The organism is Holophagaceae bacterium (genome assembly GCA_016720465.1).
Lineage (GTDB): Bacteria > Acidobacteriota > Holophagae > Holophagales > Holophagaceae > JANXPB01.
The window spans coordinates 753,193-770,954 of record JADKKO010000004.1 but is presented as its reverse complement, the minus strand read 5'-3'; the positions used below and the strand labels follow the sequence as shown (position 1 = coordinate 770,954).

Sequence of the window (17,762 nt, the reverse complement as noted above, 5' to 3'; positions counted from 1 at the left end):
CACCCTTCCTTAAAAGGCATTCCCATTCGACTGGAGCCACCATGGGCACTCGACGCTTCCATCTTTTCTCTCTCGCCGCGCTGACCACGCTTTCCCTAAGCCTCTCGGCGCAGAGCACCGGCGTGACCACCGCGGATCTCAGGGGCTCGGTGCGCACCGCCGCTGGCGTTCCTGTGGCGAAGGCCACCGTGCGGCTCACCCAGGACGCCACCAACCAGACCCGGGTGCTGGCCACCGACGCGTCCGGGAATTATGCGTTCCGCCTGCTGCCGCCGGGCTCCTACACCTTGCTGGTGGAAGCGGCCGGCTATTCGAGCAAGCGCGTGAAGGACCTCGTGCTGCGCCTTGGAAGCACCATGGATTTCAACGTGAACCTGGCTGGGGTGGAAGCGTCCGCCACCGTTGAAGTCGTCGGTGAGAACACCATCGTCGACCCCACCCGGACCCAGGTTTCCACGGTCATCGACAACAACCTCATCAACAATCTGCCCATCAACCGCCGCCGCTTCGAGGACTTCAGCCTCACGACGCCCGGCGTGTCCAAGGCCAACAGCCCGGACAACGGCGGGGCCGCGGCGAATTCCGGCCTCACCTTCGCGGGCGTGAACCCCCGTTCCAACAACGTGATGGTGGACGGCCTCGACAACAACGATGCATCCTCGGGCTCCGTCCGCTCCACGTTCAGCCAGGAGGCGGTGCAGGAATTCCAGGTGGTGGCGAACGGCTTCTCGGCCGAGTACGGCCGGGCCGCAGGCGGCACCGTCAACGTCGTCACGAAGAGCGGCGGCAACCAGTTCGGCGGCGCGGTCTTCTACTTCCGCAGGGAAGGCAGCCTGGACGCCCGGCGCCCCTTGAGCTCCGGGGACCAGGAATTCTCGCAGAGCCAGTACGGCGCGACGGTCAGCGGCGCCATCGTCAAGGACAAGCTGTTCTATTTCGTGAGCGTCGAGCGGTTCGAAAAGGACGACACCAACAATGTGACTATCTCCCCCAGCGTCGCCGAGTCCATCCGGCTGAACACCGGGTTCCAGGTGAAGCTCGGCCAGATCCCCTACGTCGAGAACGTCACGACGGGCATTGTGAAACTGGACTGGAACCAGAGCGATGTGAGCCGCTGGAGCCTGCGCACGACCTGGGCCAAGGAGTACAACGAAAATCAGCTCGAGTGGGGCGGCCTGGTGGACCGCAGCGCCGGCGGCGCGCGGCGCATCGAGGACAAATCCTTCTCTGTGTCGAACCTGTTCAACGCCTCCGCGCGGTTCGTGAACGATTTCAGGATCCTCTACAGCATCCGCGACCACGAGCTGCTCAGCCTCGATGATTCCCATAGCCCCTACACCGAGATTCTTGGGGCGGCCACTTACGGCACCCAGCGTTTCCTGCCCCAGCCCCGCTCGGAAAAGAGCTACCAGTTCGTGGATACCGCCAGTTTCTTCTTCGACAAGCACAGCCTGAAGTTCGGCGTCGATGTGATGCGCACGGGTCTGGTGGGCACGCTCCCATTGAACTTCGCGGGCATCTACCGCTTCCAGGCGATTCCGGGATTCGCGGATGGCCTCGCCGCCCTCAATGGTGTGAATCCATACGGCGGCCACGGGTTGCCCGCCGCCTTCGTGCAGGGATTCGGGGACGACTACCTCGACTTCGACGTGGACTACCAGAGCGCCTACATCCAGGATGACTGGCAGGTCACGCCCAAGTTCACCCTGAAGCTCGGCGTGCGCTACGACCGCGAGGTCCTGCCGGAATTCAAGAACACCGCCGACTACAACTGGCTGGACAATCCTGGCGCTTCCGCCGGACTCCTCCCGAGCGGCACCATCGGCAGCATCCTCGGCGCCATCGGCGCCACCGCCACGGGCAGGGGCCCCTACGACTTCGGGGCTAATTTCAAGACGAGCCGCGACTGGAGCAGCAGCAAGGTATCGCCCCGGCTCGCCTTCACCTGGCAGGCCACGCCGATCACCCGTATCTACGGCGGCTACGGCACCTTCGTCGGCCGCACCCAGCTTGGACCCTATGCCGCCGTCTACCTGAGCAACGGCACGGATCTGCAGACCGTCGGACGCCGCGCCCCCAACGCCTTTGCCTCCTGGGCCAGCGCCGATGGCGGCTCCAACCGCCGCTACAACAACTTCAATACGGCCGTCGGAAGCCCGGCCAAGGGCGGCAAGGTCATGCTGCTTCCTGGTGAATACAGCGCGCCGGAAACCAACCAGGCGAACCTGGGCTTGGAGTACAGCCCCAAACCGAACCTGAAATTCACCTTCGACGCCGTCCATTCGACTGGCAAGAACTTCATGAACGTGAGGGACGTCAATTCCACGGTCCCGGTGAACGGAACCACCACCCTGCGCACGCCCATCCTGTACGGCCCGACCGGAATCCCCTACTCCGCCATCTACCGCTACGACTCCACCGGCGAGAGCAAGTACACCGGCGCCACCGTGGGCTTCGCCTGGCAGATGCGCGACACCATTTCCATCAACACCAGCTACACCTATAGCAAGGCCGAGGACAACTACATCGACTGGCTCACGCAGTTCGCCTCCCAGAACACCTTCGATCCCATGTCGGAGATGAGCCCCAGCAACCAGGACCAGAAGAACCGATTGAATTTCAGCGCGGTGTTCAACACCAAGAACGCCTCCAGTGCCTGGGCCAAGAACTGGATCATCTCCTTCATCGGCCGCTTCACTTCCGGCCGCCCTTACTCCCTATGGGCCGGAGTGGATGGAGATTACGGCTACCGGTTGAACAATGCGGCGCTTCCAGACACCCGTGACAACCGCACATACTACGGCAACGGCGAAGGCCTCTCCGCCCCGGCCGACCGTCCCGCCGGTGTTGGCCGCAATTCCGAGACCACTCCGAACGTGTACAACCTGGACATGCGCCTCTCCCGCACCTTCCACTTCGGCGGCGTGAACCTGGAAGGCGTCATTGAGGTCTTCAACGTCTTCAACCACTACAATGTGAGCAAGATCCAGAACTTCCAGGAACCGCCTCCGGGCGCTCCGACATTCGGAACGCCCATCGTCACCAGCAGCGATTTCAACCGCCAGTTCCAGGTGGGCGTCAAACTCACGTTCTGATCCGATCCTGCATCCAGTGCCCTGCCTTCATCACTGGCAGGGCATTTTTTTAGGCTCCGATAGAATCAACACCTGAGGTGACCATGAAGCTTGTGACATTCCTTCATCAAGGGGCCGAAAAGATCGGGGCCGTGCTGCCGGACGGCCAGATATTGGACCTCCAGGCGGCGGATCCACGCCTGGCCGTGGACATGCTCACCCTCATCCGGCAGCAGGACACCCTGCTGCCGGCCGCCAGGGCGGCCGAAGCCAAGGCGCCTGCCTCGGCGAAGCTCCCGGCCGCCAGCGTCGCGCTGCTCGCTCCCGTGCCCCGCCCCGTCTCCATGCGCGATGGCTATGCCTTCCGCCAGCATGTCTCAACCGCCCGCCGCAACCGCGGCCTGGACATGATTCCCGAATTCGACCTGTTCCCGGTCACCTACTTCACGAATCATCTGGCGGTCTCGGGGCCCGGCGAGGTGAAAGTCCAGGACCACCATCTCGCGCGGCTGGATTTCGAGCTGGAGGTGGCGGTGGTCACGGGCCGCGCCCTGCACAACGCCACGCTGGAGGAAGCCGACGACGCGATCTTCGGCTACATGGTCATGAACGACTGGAGCGCGCGGATGCTCCAGATGGAAGAGATGAAACTAAATCTGGGACCCTGCAAGGGCAAGGACTTCGCGACCAGCCTCGGGCCCTGGCTGGTGACCAAGGATGAACTGGACATCGAGAAGACGGAGCGGGGAGAAATCCTCCACGCGGCCATGGCCTGCGATGTCAACGGACGCAGGCTCTCCAACGGCAACGTGGATTCCATGAACTGGACCTTCGCCCAGATCCTCCAGCGCTCGAGCTACGGCATCCACATGCAGCCCGGCGAAGTCATCGGCAGCGGCACCGTGGGGACCGGCTGCCTGCTGGAGCTCAACGGCAGCAAGATCACCGACAACCTCTGGCTCAAGGCGGGCGACGAGGTGGTGATGGAGATCGAAGGGCTGGGCCGGCTCCAGAACTTCGTGGTGCACGTCCCGGAGCGGTTGGCGGGCATGCCTCCTGAGCTCGTGGGCGGCACGCTGCCGGACCTGTACGCCGGGAGTCCCGGCGGCGAAGCCGGGGATTGAGGCTAGGCCACAGCCCTTGCCAGGCCAGGCAGGCTGAAGATCACCGTGGTGCCTTGGCCCACTTCGCTTTCCAGGCGGATCTCGCCGCCGTGGGTGCGGACGATCTCGCGGCAGATGGGGAGTCCGAGGCCCGTGCCTTTGCCTTCGGGCTTGGTGGTGAACATGGGCTTGAAGACCTTGGGCAGGACATCGGCGGGTATGCCATGCCCGCTGTCCTTGAGCTCCACGCTCCAGCCCTCCCCGGCCGGGCGGACCTTCAGGTGGATGTGGCCGCCTCCGGGCATGGCATCCACCGCGTTGTTCACGAGGTTGATGAAGAGCTGCTCCATCTGCTTGCGGTCCGCGCTCACCACGACATCCTTGGGCGAATCCACCTCGAAATCCACGCCATGCGCCGCCAGGGTCGGCAGCCAGAGCTGCTGCAAACCGTCCACCAGACCGTTGAGGGACACGGCCTCCTGCTTGAGCTGGGGCCGCCGGGTCATGTCCAGCAGGCGCCGCACGATCTCGCCCACCCGTTGGATCTGCGAATGGATGACCCCCAGGCGGTCCCTGGTTTTATCCGTGAGATCGCCTTGCCGTTCCAGAAGCTGGAGGTGGCTGTTCACCAGGTTCAGCGGCGTGCCCACCTCGTGGGCGAAGGTGGCCGTCAACTGCCCGGCCACCGCCAGCCGCTCCTGCTGGCCGAGCTCTTCCCGCAGCAAGGAGTTGCGTTCCACCAGTGACTCCAGCTCCGCGTTCTTGGCCTGCAGGTCCGCCAGCGCCGCGTCGATGCGGTTTTGCAGGTTCGCGTTGAGGCCGCGGATCTCTTCGATGAAGGACTCGCGCTCGCCGGACGCCCGCTGGAGCTGGCTCGCCATCTGATTGAAGCGGTTGGCGATGGAACCCAATTCATCCGTGTGGCCCACCGATGCGCGGGCCGCCGCATCGCCCTGTTCCAGCCGTTCCATCGCCTGGGTGATGTTGCGCAACGGATCATTCACGAAAATGCCCAGGATCACCCACAGCAGGATGAATTCCCCGAGGATCACCCAGGGCAGCATTTTCCAGGTGCCCCTCCGATTGTTGATCCACACCGTTTCCCACCGCTCCAGGTCGCAGTAGGCCCGGATGAGGCCGATGGGCGGGCGGTCCGCCCTGGGGTTGTGGATGGGCAGGTAGACCTTCCAGCCCTTGTTGCCGGTGCTCAGGTCCACGGGCTCGACCGTCGGCCCCGCCAGGCTCATGTACCTGCCGAGGTCCGGAGTCCACTTAATCTCGGTATCCACTCCGCTGGAGACCAGGAGATCCACCTTGTCGGATTTATCGATCCGCTGGAACACATCCATCTGGAAGATGCTGCGGTCCTCCCCGGCGATGCTCTCCAGCATTTCCTCGACCTTGCGCTTGTCCCTGAAGTTGGGATCTCGCTCGAGGATTTCGGTCTCGATGGTCCGGGCCGCTTCTATTGTGAGGTTTTTCGAATAGGTCTCCAGCTCCCGGCGGCTGTTGCGGGTGATGTTGAAGGCCACGGCCACGGTGAGCACGCTGGTCACCAGCGCCATCACCAGGAACAGTTTCGCGTGGAGGCTTCTCAGCCATTTCAGGGGCTGGGACATCATGCGGCGTTGACCCCCAACAGCGCCTGAACCCGGGCGGAGAACTCCCCGTCGTCCCAGGGACCCTCCAGGGCGCGGAACCGTTCAAAGGCCTGGCGCCGGGCCTCCACCACCGTTTCGAGCACTTCGAAAAGGCTCGCGGAGAGCACCGGGCGATCGGCCCCCGCCAACCGATCCTGGTTCTTGCGGAGCAGGTTTTCCAGGGCCGCCTGATCATGGTGGTCGCCCAGCGCGGTCTGCATGGCCCGGAGTTCCATCAGGAACCCCGTCGGCTCGGCGGGGAAGGCCAGGGCCAGGGCCTCCATGGTGTCCCGGAGGCGCTTCACCTGGATCCTCGATTCATGGAGCGCCTTGATATCCTCCTGCTCCCGCAACCCGGAAAGGCCAGAAAGCGCCGCGCTGATGGAAGGCTGGAGATGGGACCAGGCGGAGAGCACCACCGAAGGCCCCTCGAATGGATTCGGCAGACTGGGCACTTTCAGGAGCTTGGCGAAGCCCGGCGCCTTGCCATCCAGGGCCTCCAGCCGCTTCCGGCGTCGCCGGGCCGCGATCTCCAGCATGTGCTCCAGGGCGGCCTTGTGGAGCGGTTGCGGGGCCGCCGCGCGGAGCGCGTCCAGGCCGGCGATTTGGACGTCCAGGTCCCGCACCACCCCCAGGGCCTTGGTGAAACCGCGCAGGGCCTGGGCACGGTCGTGGAGGCGGGGATAGGCTTCCTCGTCCAACAGCCTGATTACCGCCCGCAGGCGGCGGCAGGCCACCCGGACGCGGTGGACGACCGTGGGGTCGCCGAACCCGCCTTCGGCCGCCGAAGCATCGTTCAGTTCCTGCACCCGGGCCTCCAGGGCCCGATGAAGCAGGACAGCGAACTCCACACCATGCATAGGGGAATTCTAGTGCCGATTGGATTCTTCTAAGATCAAAAGTGGCACTCATGCCAACGAGCCCTCTCTCCCGAGCCAAAGGAACCATGGACGCGATCCACATCAAGGGTGCCCGCGAGCACAACCTGAAGAACTTCGACCTGACGCTGCCGCGCAACCAACTGGTGGTCATCACGGGACTCAGCGGCAGCGGCAAGTCGAGCCTGGCCTTCGACACCCTCTACGCCGAGGGCCAGCGGCGCTACGTGGAGTCCCTGTCCGCCTACGCCAGGCAGTTCCTGGACCAGATGGAAAAGCCCGACGTGGATTCCATCGAGGGCCTGAGCCCCGCCATCTCCATCGAGCAGAAGACCACCTCGAAGAATCCGCGCTCCACCGTGGCCACCGTCACGGAGATCTACGATTACCTGCGCCTGCTCTTCGCCCGGGCCGGCAAGCCCCAGTGCATGGCCTGCGCCCAGCCCATCGCCTCCCAGACCATCCAGGAGATGGCCGATCAGATCCTGGCGCAGCCCGAAGGCACCAAGCTGCAGATCCTCGCGCCGGTGGTGCGGGGCCGGAAAGGCGAATTCAGGAAGATGCTCCAGGACCTCATGAAGCGCGGCTACATCCGGGCCCGCGTGAATGGCAAGATGCTGGACCTCACGGATGGCGTCCCTGATCTCGACAAGCAGAAAAAACACACCATCGAGGTGGTCATCGACCGCGTGAAGGTGGCCGAAGGCACCAGCACGCGCCTGGCGGATTCGCTGGAGATCGCCTGCAACCTGAGCGAAGGCGCGGCCCTGGTGGACTTTGACGGCCGGGAAGTGTTGTTCTCATCCAAGCTTGCCTGCAACAACGCGAAGTGCGCCCGCTTCGGGCTGGGCCTGCCGGAACTGGAGCCCCGCAGTTTCTCTTTCAACTCACCCTACGGCGCCTGCGATACCTGCGATGGCCTTGGCTTCAAGCGCCAGTTCGCCGAGGAGCTGATCATCCCCAACACGGGCCTCAGCATCAATGACGGCGCCATCCAGGCGAGCGGGTGGAAGAGCGTTTCCGAGGACGGCTGGCGCGCGCAATTCATGGAACAATTGGCGCGGGCGCTGAAATTCAGCCTGGACACGCCCTGGAAGAAGCTGCCGGAACAGGTGCGCGACATCATCCTGCATGGCATGAACAAGCAGATGAAATTCATCTACGAGAAGGGCAAGAACCGCTACGAATTCATGCACCATTTCGAAGGCGTCATCGGCAATCTGGAACGCCGCTACCGCGAGACCAGCAGCGAGGACATCCGCGAGGAAATGGAGCAGTCCATGCGGATCACGCCCTGCGAGAAATGCCGCGGGCAGCGCCTGAAGCCCGAAGTGCTGTCGGTCTTCGTGGCGGGGCGGAACATCGCCGAGATCGTGCAGCAGAGCGTCCGGGATGCCCGTGTCTGGTTCGCGGACATGGGGCTGGAAGGCAAGGACGCGATCATCGCCGAAAAGGTATTGAAGGAGATCCGGGAACGGTTGGGCTTCCTGGATGACGTGGGCCTGGGCTACCTGACGCTGGACCGCGGCGCCGCGACGCTTTCCGGCGGCGAGGGCCAGCGCATCCGCCTGGCCACCCAGATCGGTTCGAAGCTCCAGGGCGTGATGTACGTGCTGGATGAACCCAGCATCGGCCTGCATCAACGGGACAACCAGAAGCTGCTGAAAACCCTCATGGAGATGCGCGATCTCGGCAATTCGGTGCTCGTGGTGGAACACGATCTGGAAACGATCCTGAGCGCCGATTACGTGGTGGACATGGGACCTGGGGCGGGCGAGCACGGCGGCTACGTGGTGGCCCAGGGCACCCCCGGCGACGTGGCGAAAAACGAAGCTTCCATCACCGGCCATTTCCTGTCGGGCAAGGATTCCATTCCCGTGCCCCGAAAGCGGCGCAAACCCGAGCGGGACCACATCGAATTGCTGGGCGCCGAAGAAAACAATCTGAAGCAGGTGGACGTGAATTTCCCCATCGGCCTGTTCACCTGCGTCACCGGCGTGAGCGGCAGCGGCAAGAGCACCCTGGTGAACGAGATCCTCTACAAGGCCCTGGCCAACAAGCTGCACCAGGGCGTCCACGTGGTGGGCAAGCACAGGAAGATCGCAGGACTCGAGCAGATCGACAAGGTCATCGCCATCGACCAGGCCCCCATCGGCCGCACGCCGCGCTCCAATCCGGCGACCTACACGGGGCTGTTCACGCCGCTGCGCGAGCTGTTCTCCCAGCTTCCGGAAAGCAAGGCCCGGGGCTACATGCCGGGCCGCTACAGCTTCAACGTCAAGGGCGGGCGCTGCGAAAAGTGCGAGGGCGACGGCGTCATCAAGATCGAAATGCACTTCCTGCCGGATATCTACGTCACCTGCGAGCAGTGCAAGGGCAAGCGCTACAACCGCGAAACACTGGAAGTTCACTACAAGGGCAAGAGCATTTCCGATGTGCTTGCCATGAACGTGGAGGAGGCATTCGAGATCTTCGCGCCCATCCCGGTGCTGGCCAACAAACTGCAGACGCTCCTGGACGTGGGCCTGGGCTATATCCGCCTGGGCCAAAGCGCCACGACCCTGAGCGGCGGCGAGGCCCAGCGGGTGAAGCTCGCCAAGGAACTGAGCAAGCGCGCCACGGGCCGCACGCTCTACATCCTGGACGAGCCCACCACGGGCCTGCATCTCAAGGACATCCAGAAGCTGCTCGAAGTCCTGAACCGCCTCACCGACGCAGGCAACACGCTGCTGGTCATCGAACACAATCTCGATGTCATCAAGACCGCCGACTGGGTGATCGATCTGGGTCCCGAAGGCGGAGCCGAAGGCGGCCGCATCATCGCCGCCGGCACCCCCGAACAGATCGCCAAGAGCAAGCTCAGCGTGACCGGAAAATACTTGAAACCGTACCTGGTCTAGGGTCTTCGAATCAGTGGCTCTGCGCGGCCAAAATCTCCGTCAGCCGGTCTTGCGTGCCCTCGATGCGCGTGAGCCGGGGATAGCGTTCGCCCCCATGGTAGTCCACTTTGAACACCTTCACGAAGGAGCCGTTCTCCGTGATGAACTCCATCGGCGCGGTGGAGCTTTTGGAATCCTTGATGGCCTGATGCAGCCCTTCGCCCGACCACTTCCGCCCATTCACCGCGAGGAGTTTCATGCCGGGGATGAGTCCGGCATTCGCCGCCGGCGAGGCTGGAAGCGCCTCGCTGACCATGCCTTCGATGCTCAGGAGAAGGCCGACGGAATGGCTCACATCCAAATACTTCTCCGCCTGCTCCCTGTCCTTCCAATAGTCTGTGGGCTCGTCGGCGAAGGTAAGTTTCCAGCCGCTGCGCTCGACGCCACCCAGGGGCGCGCGGACGTCGAGGCTGTCCAGTCGGCTGCGCAGGAATGCCGCCCAGCCATGCGGCGCCACTTGGTTCAACGTGGCCACCACGTCCTCGAATGTGTACGTCTTCAAGGTGGGCGCTCCGCTGGGAGCCCCGTAAAAAGCGCGGCAGAAATCATCGAGGGATTTCTGGTTCTTGGTGAGTTCACGGATGGAAGTGTCCACCTCGAGCCAGATGAGCTGGCCTTCGGGGTAGAAGTCCACGCTCCGCCTCAGGGAGCTGCCAGCCTCGGCTGCGCCATACAGCATCTGCGCCCCGTCGCAAGTGTCCTGCAAGGGCCGCCAGGAGCGGCCCGGAGACCGGTCCAGCGCCGCGGACAGGATGGCCAGGTCATCCCGGTAATCCTGCGCCGTCCAGAGGCCGCTCCGGGCGGTCAGAATCGAACCCAGGTAGGTCGTGAGACCCTCGTAGACCCAGAGCAGGTCACCCTTCATGGGCGCATCGAAATTGCCTGTGGCAAGGCCCGCGGGCCGGCGATACTTGCCGTTCCAGCTATGGACCATCTCGTGGGGCAACAATCCCGAGGTCGTCTTCAGCAGCTGCGGATCGATCAGAGAGCGTTCGGCGGTGCGGTCGTCGCTGCTCTCGTGATGTTCCAGCCCGAAATGCGCCACATTGTCGCTTAGCGTGTAGAGAAAATCGTAATGGGCGTAGTGCCTCGCACCAAATAGGACGCCGCTTTCCGCCACCAGATTCTTGAAGTGCTGAGTGGTCTCTGGAGTCATGGCCAGGGCTTCTGCGCTGTCAGCGGCGAGGTCGAGAAAATGGGCCCGCCCCATGCTTGTACCCAGGTCCACTTTCCTGAAATTCGCCCCCGCCAGTACCGGTGAATCCACCAGCGTGGTGAGGCTCACCGGCTTGAAGGTGACCGTTCCGCCCGCGTTGCCGGCTGATTCCAACGCAGTGCCGAAGTTCCACCCGGCCGGCAGCTTGAGACTCGCGTGGTAGGTGATGGAATCGCTCTGCGCACCTTTTGGATAGAGCAGCACCTGATTCCAACTCAGCATCGCCAGTTTATCCGTCACTGAAGCGCCAGAGGAGAAGCCCGTCGCGCTGGTGGGCGAGATGAAATCCAGGCTCGCCTCCACATCGCTGGCGCCCTGGGGCACGTCGAGATGGAGGGCATTCATATCCACCAGATCCCGCCGCCAGGCCAGGATCTTGCCGTTGGCGGTGAAGCGCAGGTTGACCAGATCCGCGGCGGGACCCGTGGGCCCATGTTCACCGGGGATCCATTTGGGGTAGAGCAGCGTCAAGGGTCCGGGCTTGGCAGGAATGCTGAGCTTGGCGTGGAGGATGTGGCGGGTGGCATCGGTGGCATCCAGGGCGATGGCAATGGGAGAAGGGGCCGCATTTGGGCTCTGCGCCACCAGGGCGACGGAGAACGATAGTCCAAAGAGCAATCGGCGCATCAAGAGCCTCCTATGGGGATAGGAAAGTCTATCGCCGGTTTCCCGCTATTCTTTCCGTTTGTCATGCCTTCTCGGGGAGTGTCGCGTGGATCGTCTTGTCATCATCGGGGGCACTCCGCTCAAAGGCCGCATCCGCGTGTCCGGCGCCAAGAATGCCGCGCTGCCCTGCATCGCCGCGGCCCTGCTCACGCCGGAACCCGTGACCCTGTCGCATCTGCCCGCGGTGTCGGATATCCGCACCATGCTGAAGGTGCTGGAGGCCTTGGGCTGCGCCGTGGAGCGGACCTCCGACGAAGACGGCCTGCAGTACACGGCCTTGATCCGCGCGGCGGATCTGGAAGCGGGCGGGATGAAGGCTCCCTACGACCTGGTGAAGACCATGCGCGCCAGCATTTTGGTGCTGGGGCCGCTGCTGGCCCGTTTCGGCCATGCCACGGTCTCCCTGCCCGGCGGCTGCGCCATCGGCGCCCGGCCCATCAATCTGCATCTGGAGGCCCTCGCCCGCATGGGGGCCCACATCGAGATCGTGCAGGGCTACGTGGAAGCCAGGGTGCCGGGCGGCAGGCTCCAGGCCATCGACCACACCTTCGAGAAGGTGAGCGTCGGCGCCACAGAGAACACGCTGCTCGCCGCGACCCTGGCCAGCGGCACCTCGATCCTCCGCAACGTGGCCATGGAGCCCGAGATCGGCGATCTCGCTGAGCTGCTCAACAAGATGGGCGCGCGCATCGAAGGGATAGGCACCTCGACGCTGACCATCCAAGGCGTGGAGGCCCTGCACGGCACCTCGCACGCCACGATCCCTGACCGCATCGAGGCCGGGACGCACCTTTGCGCCGTGGCCATCGCCGGCGGCGACGTGGTGCTGGAGCGGGTCCGGCCCGACGACCTGCGGTCGCTCATCGACCTGCTGGAACGCATGGGATGCCTCATCACCGAGCGCGACGGGGCCGATGGCCGGCAGCTCCGCATCCAGCGGGAGCCCTCCCAGAAACTCCGCGCCCGGGACATCACCACCGCGCCGTTCCCGGCCTTCCCCACGGATCTGCAGGCCCAGGCGATGGCCGTGATGACCCAGGCCCACGGCATCAGCGTCATCAAAGAGACCATCTTCGAGAACCGCTTCCAGCACGCCATGGAACTCGAGCGGCTCGGCGCCAATCTCCGCATCGATGGCGGCGGCAGCACGGCCATCGTCGCGGGCCCTGCCAAACTCACCGGCTGCACCGTGATGGCGACGGATCTGCGCGCCTCGGCGACCCTGGTGCTCGCGGGCCTGGTGGCCGAGGGCGAGACCACCGTGGACCGCATCTACCACCTGGACCGCGGCTACGCCGGCCTTGAAAAAAAGCTGCAGGGCGTCGGCGCCCGCATCGAGCGGGTCGGCGGTGGCAGCGTCTAGGCGGGATAGCCGTTGAGGCCGCAGCGGATCGCGATCCTCTTCCATGAATCCGACCGGAACATGGATCTCTCCGGTTACTCGATCGCCCGGCTCGCCCCCCACTGGGAACTGGACGGGCACGAGGTGTTCGCCTTGTTCGGCACCGGCGAATTCGTGCCCGCGGACCTGGTCATCGTGCATGTGGACCTCTCCGTGGTTCCCGAGGACTACCTCGCCTTTGCCGGGCGCTACCCCATCGCACTCAACGGCAAGGTCCGCGACATCCGCAAGTCGACCTTCAGCGACCGCCTGCTGCGGCGCGGGGATGATTGGCAGGGCCCGGTCATCATCAAATCCGATCGCAATTACGCCGGCCACCCCGAGCTGGTGCGAGGCATCCCCAGGCTGGATGGGAAAGGGCTGCGCGCCACCTTCCAGTCCACCCTGGACTACAAGGTTTTCGATCGGATCGAAGAGGTGCCGGAGGAGGATTTCGATAGTCCGGATCTGGTGGTCGAGCGCTTCCTCCCCGAGATGGAGGACGGCCTCTTCCATGTGCGCATGTACCAGTTCCTCGGGGACCGGGCCAGCTGCACGCGGGTGGGCGCCCAGGACCCCATCGTGAAATCCGGGAACAAGGTCTTCAGCGAATCCGTGGTCCCCCACCCCGACATCGTCGCCCATCGGCACCGCCTGAACTTCGACTACGGCAAATTGGATTACGTGATCCACAATGGCGAAGCCATCCTGCTGGACCTCAACAAGACCACGGGCACCGCCCCCCAGACCACGCCGCAGATCGAAGCCATCCGGCACAACATGGCCGAGGGGCTGTATTCCTATTTCGGGACCTGAGGCACGGGAAAGCGGAATGCGCTATGAAATTCGAGGCAGCGTCAGTAGATGGGCTTCGGCGTCGGCAAGGGCTTGGGCTTCACCATGGGTTTTGGCTTGGTGGGATCGGAATTACGGGATGGGGCGGGCGCGGGGGATGGCGACGTGCCGTGGTCTTCATTGGGCGTATAAGAGCGCGAACTGTAATCCCGGCCGTGCGGCGGCGGGGGCGGGGGCTGGCAATCTTTCTCAAGGCGGGCTAACTCTTTGTGGAGGAACAGGAGTTCCGCCTGATAACCACTGACTTCTTCCATGATGTAGCCCGCCATGGTCATGTTCAGGGCCTCGAAACGGTCCATGGCTTTGCGTCGGAAAATCACATGGTGCTGATCATAGGTGGCCCTGCAGGCATCCTGGTGCACCTTCTCATGGGCGCGGATGGCCGCCTCCAGACATTTGGTGGGGGCGTTCACCGTGATATTGCAGCTGTTGTCCGTGCTCCCGGAGGCCTGGAGCGGGATGCGCCCTGGGGTGTTCGTGGCGCTCATGGCGGTGTTCACCCGTCCTTGCAGGGCCACCCGGCCCGGCGTGGTGTAGGGCGTCATGGCCATCTTGACGATCTCCTTGCCGTAGGCCTCGATGGCCGCGCTGTCCCGCTTGATGCGCTCCTTGATGTCCGCCTTGTCGATGCAGTCGCAGGGGGCCTGGGCGAGTAGAGGGATGGCGGAGAAGGCGAAAGCGGCGAACCTGTGGCGCATGGGAACTCCCTGGGAGTGATGTGGCGGCTTGCAGGAGGATTGCTTCGAATATTCCGATGGAATCCCTCCGCGTGCAAGGGAATGGGCGCTGAAGCCCAGTGCTTGGACCGCAGTGGGTCCATGCGTCCAGGTACGCATGGGCCAAATCTACCTACCACGGAGCCGTCGTCCAACTGGATCCGGGCCGACACCTCGGTTCCGTGACCGGGGTCCGGCAATTTCACTTTTCGGTCAGCCAGCCGATGGCCTGGTCCCGGTCTATGAATCCCTTCACTTTGCGGCCGCGGTTGAACGACACGGTCTCATAGAATTCGAAGTCGGCCAGGTTGGGCGTCTGGGCGGACATGAGGACCGCATGCCTGATCTTTTGCGGGTCGATCCCGGCCGCGTTGGCGGCCTCGGTGGCCTCTTTCGGATACTCGTAGATGGCGGCCGGCGGCATGTGGACCAGGGCATCGCGGTAGTCGCTGAGAACGCGGTAGCATCCTTGTTCCTTGATGAGGCCGATGACCTGGAAAAGGATGTTCCTCAAGGAGGCTTCATCATCAGTGCCATGGTGGGCCACCGTGATGAAACCCGAGGCTGCGTCAAAGGAAATCGAGGATGGCATTGAGGCGTGTCTCCGGTTCGCGAACCACAATCCTGGGAGCCATTCTAGTTGAAGGGTTATGCCAGCCCAAGCCACCGCCGAAAGCCCCGAAGGGAACCGGCAGCCTCAACTGCGCACATGCCCATCGCCCTCGACCAGATACTTGGTGCTGGTCAGGGCCTTCAAGCCCATGGGCCCGCGCGCGTGCAGCTTCTGCGTGCTGATGCCGATCTCGGCGCCGAAGCCGAACTGCCCGCCGTCGGTGAACCGCGTCGAGGCGTTCACATAGACGCAGGCGGCGTCGACCTCCTGCTGGAACCTCCGGGCGGTGTGCAAATCATGCGTCAGGATCGCCTCCGAGTGCCGCGTGCCGTAGCGGCGGATATGGTCGATCGCCTCGTCCACATCCTCGACGATCTTCACCGCCAGGATCAGGTCCATGTATTCCGTTTCCCAATCGGATTCCTGCGCTGGGACCGCGGCGGCAAAGCGTTTCACGGTTTCCGGGCAGCCCCGCAGGGCCACGCCAGCATCATGCAAAGCCTGCAGCATCGGCACCAGGTGGGTCTCCACGGCAGCACGGGCGATGAGCAGCGTCTCCAGCGCATTGCACACCGAAGGCCGCTGGGTCTTGGCGTTGAGCGCGATGGCGACGGCCATCGGCACCTCGGCCGAGGCTTCGACGTACAAATGGCAGACACCGGCGCCGGTCTCGATCACGGGCACCTGGCTGTTCTGGACGACGTGATCGATCAAGCCTTTGCCGCCGCGGGGGATGATGAGGTCGAGATCGCCCCGCAGCCTCAGCATTTTGTCGAGTTCGCTCCGGTCCGGCGTGCCGACCAGTTGCAGCAGGTGCGGCGGCAGCCCTTCGTCTGCCAGCGTACGTTTCAGAACGGCCGCCAGCGCCCGGTTGGTCAGGATCGCTTCCTTGCCGCCCCGCAGGACCACGGCATTGCCGCTCTTGAGGCACAGGCCCGCCGCATCGACCGTGACATTGGGCCGGGCCTCGAAGATGATCCCGATCACGCCCAGGGGCACCGTGACCTGGCGGATTTCCAGGCCATCCGGGCGCTTCCACCCACCGGCCACCTGGCCCAGGGGATCAGGCAGGCCGGCGATTTGACGGAGGCCTTCGGCCGCTTCGCTCAACCGTTCCGGCGTCAGGGCCAGGCGGTCGAGCAGCGCTGCGCCTAAGCCCGCGGCCTCGCCCGCAAGCAGATCCTGGCCATTGGCAGCCTGGATGTCCCCGGCGTGTTCCAACAGGGCATCGGCCATCCTGCGGAGCAGGCGATCGCGTTGCGCGCCCGGGGTGCGGGCCAGCACGGGCCAAGCCGCCTTGGCGGCCTTCGCCAGGGCATCGACCGGGGTTTCCCAAAGCTCCATGCCGAACTCCTCTCGCCTGCCCTAGGAAACACCTACTACCGTCACGGTCAGATCATCCCGGTGGATCGCTTCGGACGAAGTTTCGCTGCCCAGCCGCTGCCGCAGCTCCGGGGTCGTGCAGCCGATGACCTGCCGCAGATCGCCCGCATCCAGGGCCACGAGGCCGCGGCCGATCTCCGTCCCGTCGGCCCGGCAGATCTGGACGACCTCGCCCGCCTCGAACATCCCCTCCACCCGGTGGATGCCCACCGGCAGCAGGCTGCGGCCTTCGCGCACCATCGCGTGGGCGGCGCCTTCATCGACGATCACCTTCCCGCTCGGCACCACCCCATAGGCGATCCAGCTCTTGCGGCTGACCCGGCGGCTCGGCGCAGGCAGGACCGTGGTGCCGACCGTCTCCCCGTCCAGCAGATCGAGGATGCGCTCCGGGTGCTGGCCGTGGGCGATGGTCACGCGCACGCCGCCTTCGGACGCGATCCGTGCGGCCATGAGCTTGGAAGCCATCCCTCCGGTGCCGACCCCCGAGCGGGATTCCCCGGCGGTGCTGAGCAGCTCCGGCGTCACCTGGGCCACCTGGGCCACCAGCGTCGCGTCCGGATCGAGGCGCGGGTCCGCGGTGTAGAGCCCGCCCGTGTCCGTCATGATGACCAGCCGCTCGGCCCCGAGCAGGTTGGCCACCAGCGCCGACAACAGATCGTTGTCGCCGAACTTCAGCTCCTCGGTGGCCACCGTGTCGTTCTCGTTGACGAGGGGCACGACCTTGGCCTTGAGCAGGAATTCCAGCGCGTGGCGGGCATTGTTGCAGCGACCCCGTTCCGAGATGTCCGCCCGGCTCAACAGGATCTGCGCCACCGTGAGCCCGGCCGCCTCGAAGTGCTGGCGATAGGTTTCCATCAACCGGCTTTGTCCCACTGCGGCGGCGGCCTGTTTTTCGACGAGTGTCAGCTTCTTGTTCGTCAATCCGAGCAGGCCCCGCCCGGAGCCCACCGCGCCGGAAGTGACGATCACCGGCGACCAGCCCAAGGCCTGGAGCCGCGCGCACAGCGCCGCGTAGGCGCCGAGCACCGGGCTGGGCTCGCCCCCAGCCGACGTCACGGTGCTGGACCCGAGTTTGATCACCAAGCAGCGCATGGCCCTCGTCTTCCTTTTTCAACCTTCCAATGGTCCACCAGTGTAGCGAACCACTCGGGCAGGCTTGCTCGAAGGCCGCAGGCGCCGGCGGCTGCCCTGGCCGGGACGCCGCTGTCCACCCCCGCCCGGCCGTCCCTGGTTTCTGGATTCTGCCGGGTCCGGCCCCTGGCCGGCAGGATCCAATCTTGCCAATCCCCCCTGGCCTG

The 17,762-nt window shown here is 64.5% G+C and carries 12 protein-coding genes; 5 read left to right on the top strand and 7 right to left on the bottom strand.

What is annotated here, in order from left to right:
- The first annotated feature begins 41 nt into the window (after nucleotides 1-41).
- Both IPQ13_10735 and IPQ13_10730 read left to right on the top strand, forming a co-directional pair.
- Complete coding sequence (locus IPQ13_10735; GenBank protein MBL0211368.1) at nucleotides 42-3,095, top strand: TonB-dependent receptor; 3,054 nt, start codon at nucleotides 42-44, stop codon at nucleotides 3,093-3,095.
- 83 nt (nucleotides 3,096-3,178) lie between these two features.
- Nucleotides 3,179-4,198 carry a fumarylacetoacetate hydrolase family protein gene (locus tag IPQ13_10730; protein MBL0211367.1) on the top strand — a complete coding sequence of 340 codons (1,020 nt, stop codon included), beginning with the start codon at nucleotides 3,179-3,181 and terminating at the stop codon, nucleotides 4,196-4,198.
- 2 nt (nucleotides 4,199-4,200) lie between these two features.
- Here IPQ13_10730 and IPQ13_10725 read toward each other — a convergent pair whose 3' ends face one another.
- Both IPQ13_10725 and IPQ13_10720 read right to left on the bottom strand, forming a co-directional pair.
- The gene (locus IPQ13_10725; protein ID MBL0211366.1) at nucleotides 4,201-5,799 is read right to left on the bottom strand and encodes a HAMP domain-containing protein; all 1,599 of its coding nucleotides are present in this window, start codon (nucleotides 5,797-5,799) and stop codon (nucleotides 4,201-4,203) included.
- On the bottom strand, nucleotides 5,796-6,677 hold the full coding sequence (locus IPQ13_10720) for a CHAD domain-containing protein (protein ID MBL0211365.1): 882 nt from the start codon (nucleotides 6,675-6,677) through the stop codon (nucleotides 5,796-5,798). The genes IPQ13_10725 and IPQ13_10720 overlap by 4 nt, the downstream gene beginning before the upstream one ends.
- Nucleotides 6,678-6,763: 86 nt before the next feature.
- Here IPQ13_10720 and uvrA point away from each other — a divergent pair, with 86 nt between their 5' ends.
- Nucleotides 6,764-9,595 carry an excinuclease ABC subunit UvrA gene (uvrA, locus tag IPQ13_10715; protein ID MBL0211364.1) on the top strand — a complete coding sequence of 944 codons (2,832 nt, stop codon included), beginning with the start codon at nucleotides 6,764-6,766 and terminating at the stop codon, nucleotides 9,593-9,595.
- Nucleotides 9,596-9,605: 10 nt separating this feature from the next.
- Here the strand turns inward: uvrA and IPQ13_10710 are convergent, their stop codons facing one another.
- Nucleotides 9,606-11,477, bottom strand: coding sequence for a M61 family metallopeptidase (locus IPQ13_10710; protein MBL0211363.1), 1,872 nt, complete (start codon nucleotides 11,475-11,477; stop codon nucleotides 9,606-9,608).
- An 85-nt stretch (nucleotides 11,478-11,562) separates the two neighbouring features.
- Here IPQ13_10710 and murA point away from each other — a divergent pair, with 85 nt between their 5' ends.
- Both murA and IPQ13_10700 read left to right on the top strand, forming a co-directional pair.
- Entirely contained in the window at nucleotides 11,563-12,879 is a 1,317-nt protein-coding gene (gene murA / locus IPQ13_10705; protein ID MBL0211362.1) for a UDP-N-acetylglucosamine 1-carboxyvinyltransferase, read from the top strand.
- A 12-nt stretch (nucleotides 12,880-12,891) separates the two neighbouring features.
- Nucleotides 12,892-13,713 carry a hypothetical protein gene (locus tag IPQ13_10700; protein MBL0211361.1) on the top strand — a complete coding sequence of 274 codons (822 nt, stop codon included), beginning with the start codon at nucleotides 12,892-12,894 and terminating at the stop codon, nucleotides 13,711-13,713.
- Between the two features lie 41 nt (nucleotides 13,714-13,754).
- On the opposite strand, the gene IPQ13_10695 is transcribed toward IPQ13_10700, so the two are convergent.
- The 4 genes from IPQ13_10695 to proB all read right to left on the bottom strand — a co-directional run bounded on the left by IPQ13_10695 (nucleotide 13,755) and on the right by proB (nucleotide 17,556).
- Nucleotides 13,755-14,450 carry a hypothetical protein gene (locus IPQ13_10695; GenBank protein MBL0211360.1) on the bottom strand — a complete coding sequence of 232 codons (696 nt, stop codon included), beginning with the start codon at nucleotides 14,448-14,450 and terminating at the stop codon, nucleotides 13,755-13,757.
- Nucleotides 14,451-14,670: 220 nt separating this feature from the next.
- Complete coding sequence (locus tag IPQ13_10690) at nucleotides 14,671-15,060, bottom strand: hypothetical protein (protein ID MBL0211359.1); 390 nt, start codon at nucleotides 15,058-15,060, stop codon at nucleotides 14,671-14,673.
- A 105-nt stretch (nucleotides 15,061-15,165) separates the two neighbouring features.
- Nucleotides 15,166-16,425: a glutamate-5-semialdehyde dehydrogenase gene (locus IPQ13_10685; GenBank protein ID MBL0211358.1), complete on the bottom strand. Its 1,260-nt coding sequence runs from the start codon at nucleotides 16,423-16,425 to the stop codon at nucleotides 15,166-15,168.
- A 21-nt stretch (nucleotides 16,426-16,446) separates the two neighbouring features.
- Nucleotides 16,447-17,556, bottom strand: coding sequence for a glutamate 5-kinase (gene proB / locus IPQ13_10680; GenBank protein MBL0211357.1), 1,110 nt, complete (start codon nucleotides 17,554-17,556; stop codon nucleotides 16,447-16,449).
- Nucleotides 17,557-17,762 lie beyond the last annotated feature (206 nt).

Coding starts and splice junctions, on each gene's coding strand:
- IPQ13_10735 (MBL0211368.1), top strand. CDS start 42: ATGGGCACTCGACGCTTCCATCTTTTCTCTCTCGCCGCGCTGACCACG.
- IPQ13_10730 (MBL0211367.1), top strand. CDS start 3,179: ATGAAGCTTGTGACATTCCTTCATCAAGGGGCCGAAAAGATCGGGGCC.
- IPQ13_10725 (MBL0211366.1), bottom strand. CDS start 5,799: ATGATGTCCCAGCCCCTGAAATGGCTGAGAAGCCTCCACGCGAAACTG.
- IPQ13_10720 (MBL0211365.1), bottom strand. CDS start 6,677: ATGCATGGTGTGGAGTTCGCTGTCCTGCTTCATCGGGCCCTGGAGGCC.
- uvrA (MBL0211364.1), top strand. CDS start 6,764: ATGGACGCGATCCACATCAAGGGTGCCCGCGAGCACAACCTGAAGAAC.
- IPQ13_10710 (MBL0211363.1), bottom strand. CDS start 11,477: ATGCGCCGATTGCTCTTTGGACTATCGTTCTCCGTCGCCCTGGTGGCG.
- IPQ13_10695 (MBL0211360.1), bottom strand. CDS start 14,450: ATGCGCCACAGGTTCGCCGCTTTCGCCTTCTCCGCCATCCCTCTACTC.
- IPQ13_10690 (MBL0211359.1), bottom strand. CDS start 15,060: ATGCCATCCTCGATTTCCTTTGACGCAGCCTCGGGTTTCATCACGGTG.
- IPQ13_10685 (MBL0211358.1), bottom strand. CDS start 16,425: ATGGAGCTTTGGGAAACCCCGGTCGATGCCCTGGCGAAGGCCGCCAAG.
- proB (MBL0211357.1), bottom strand. CDS start 17,556: ATGCGCTGCTTGGTGATCAAACTCGGGTCCAGCACCGTGACGTCGGCT.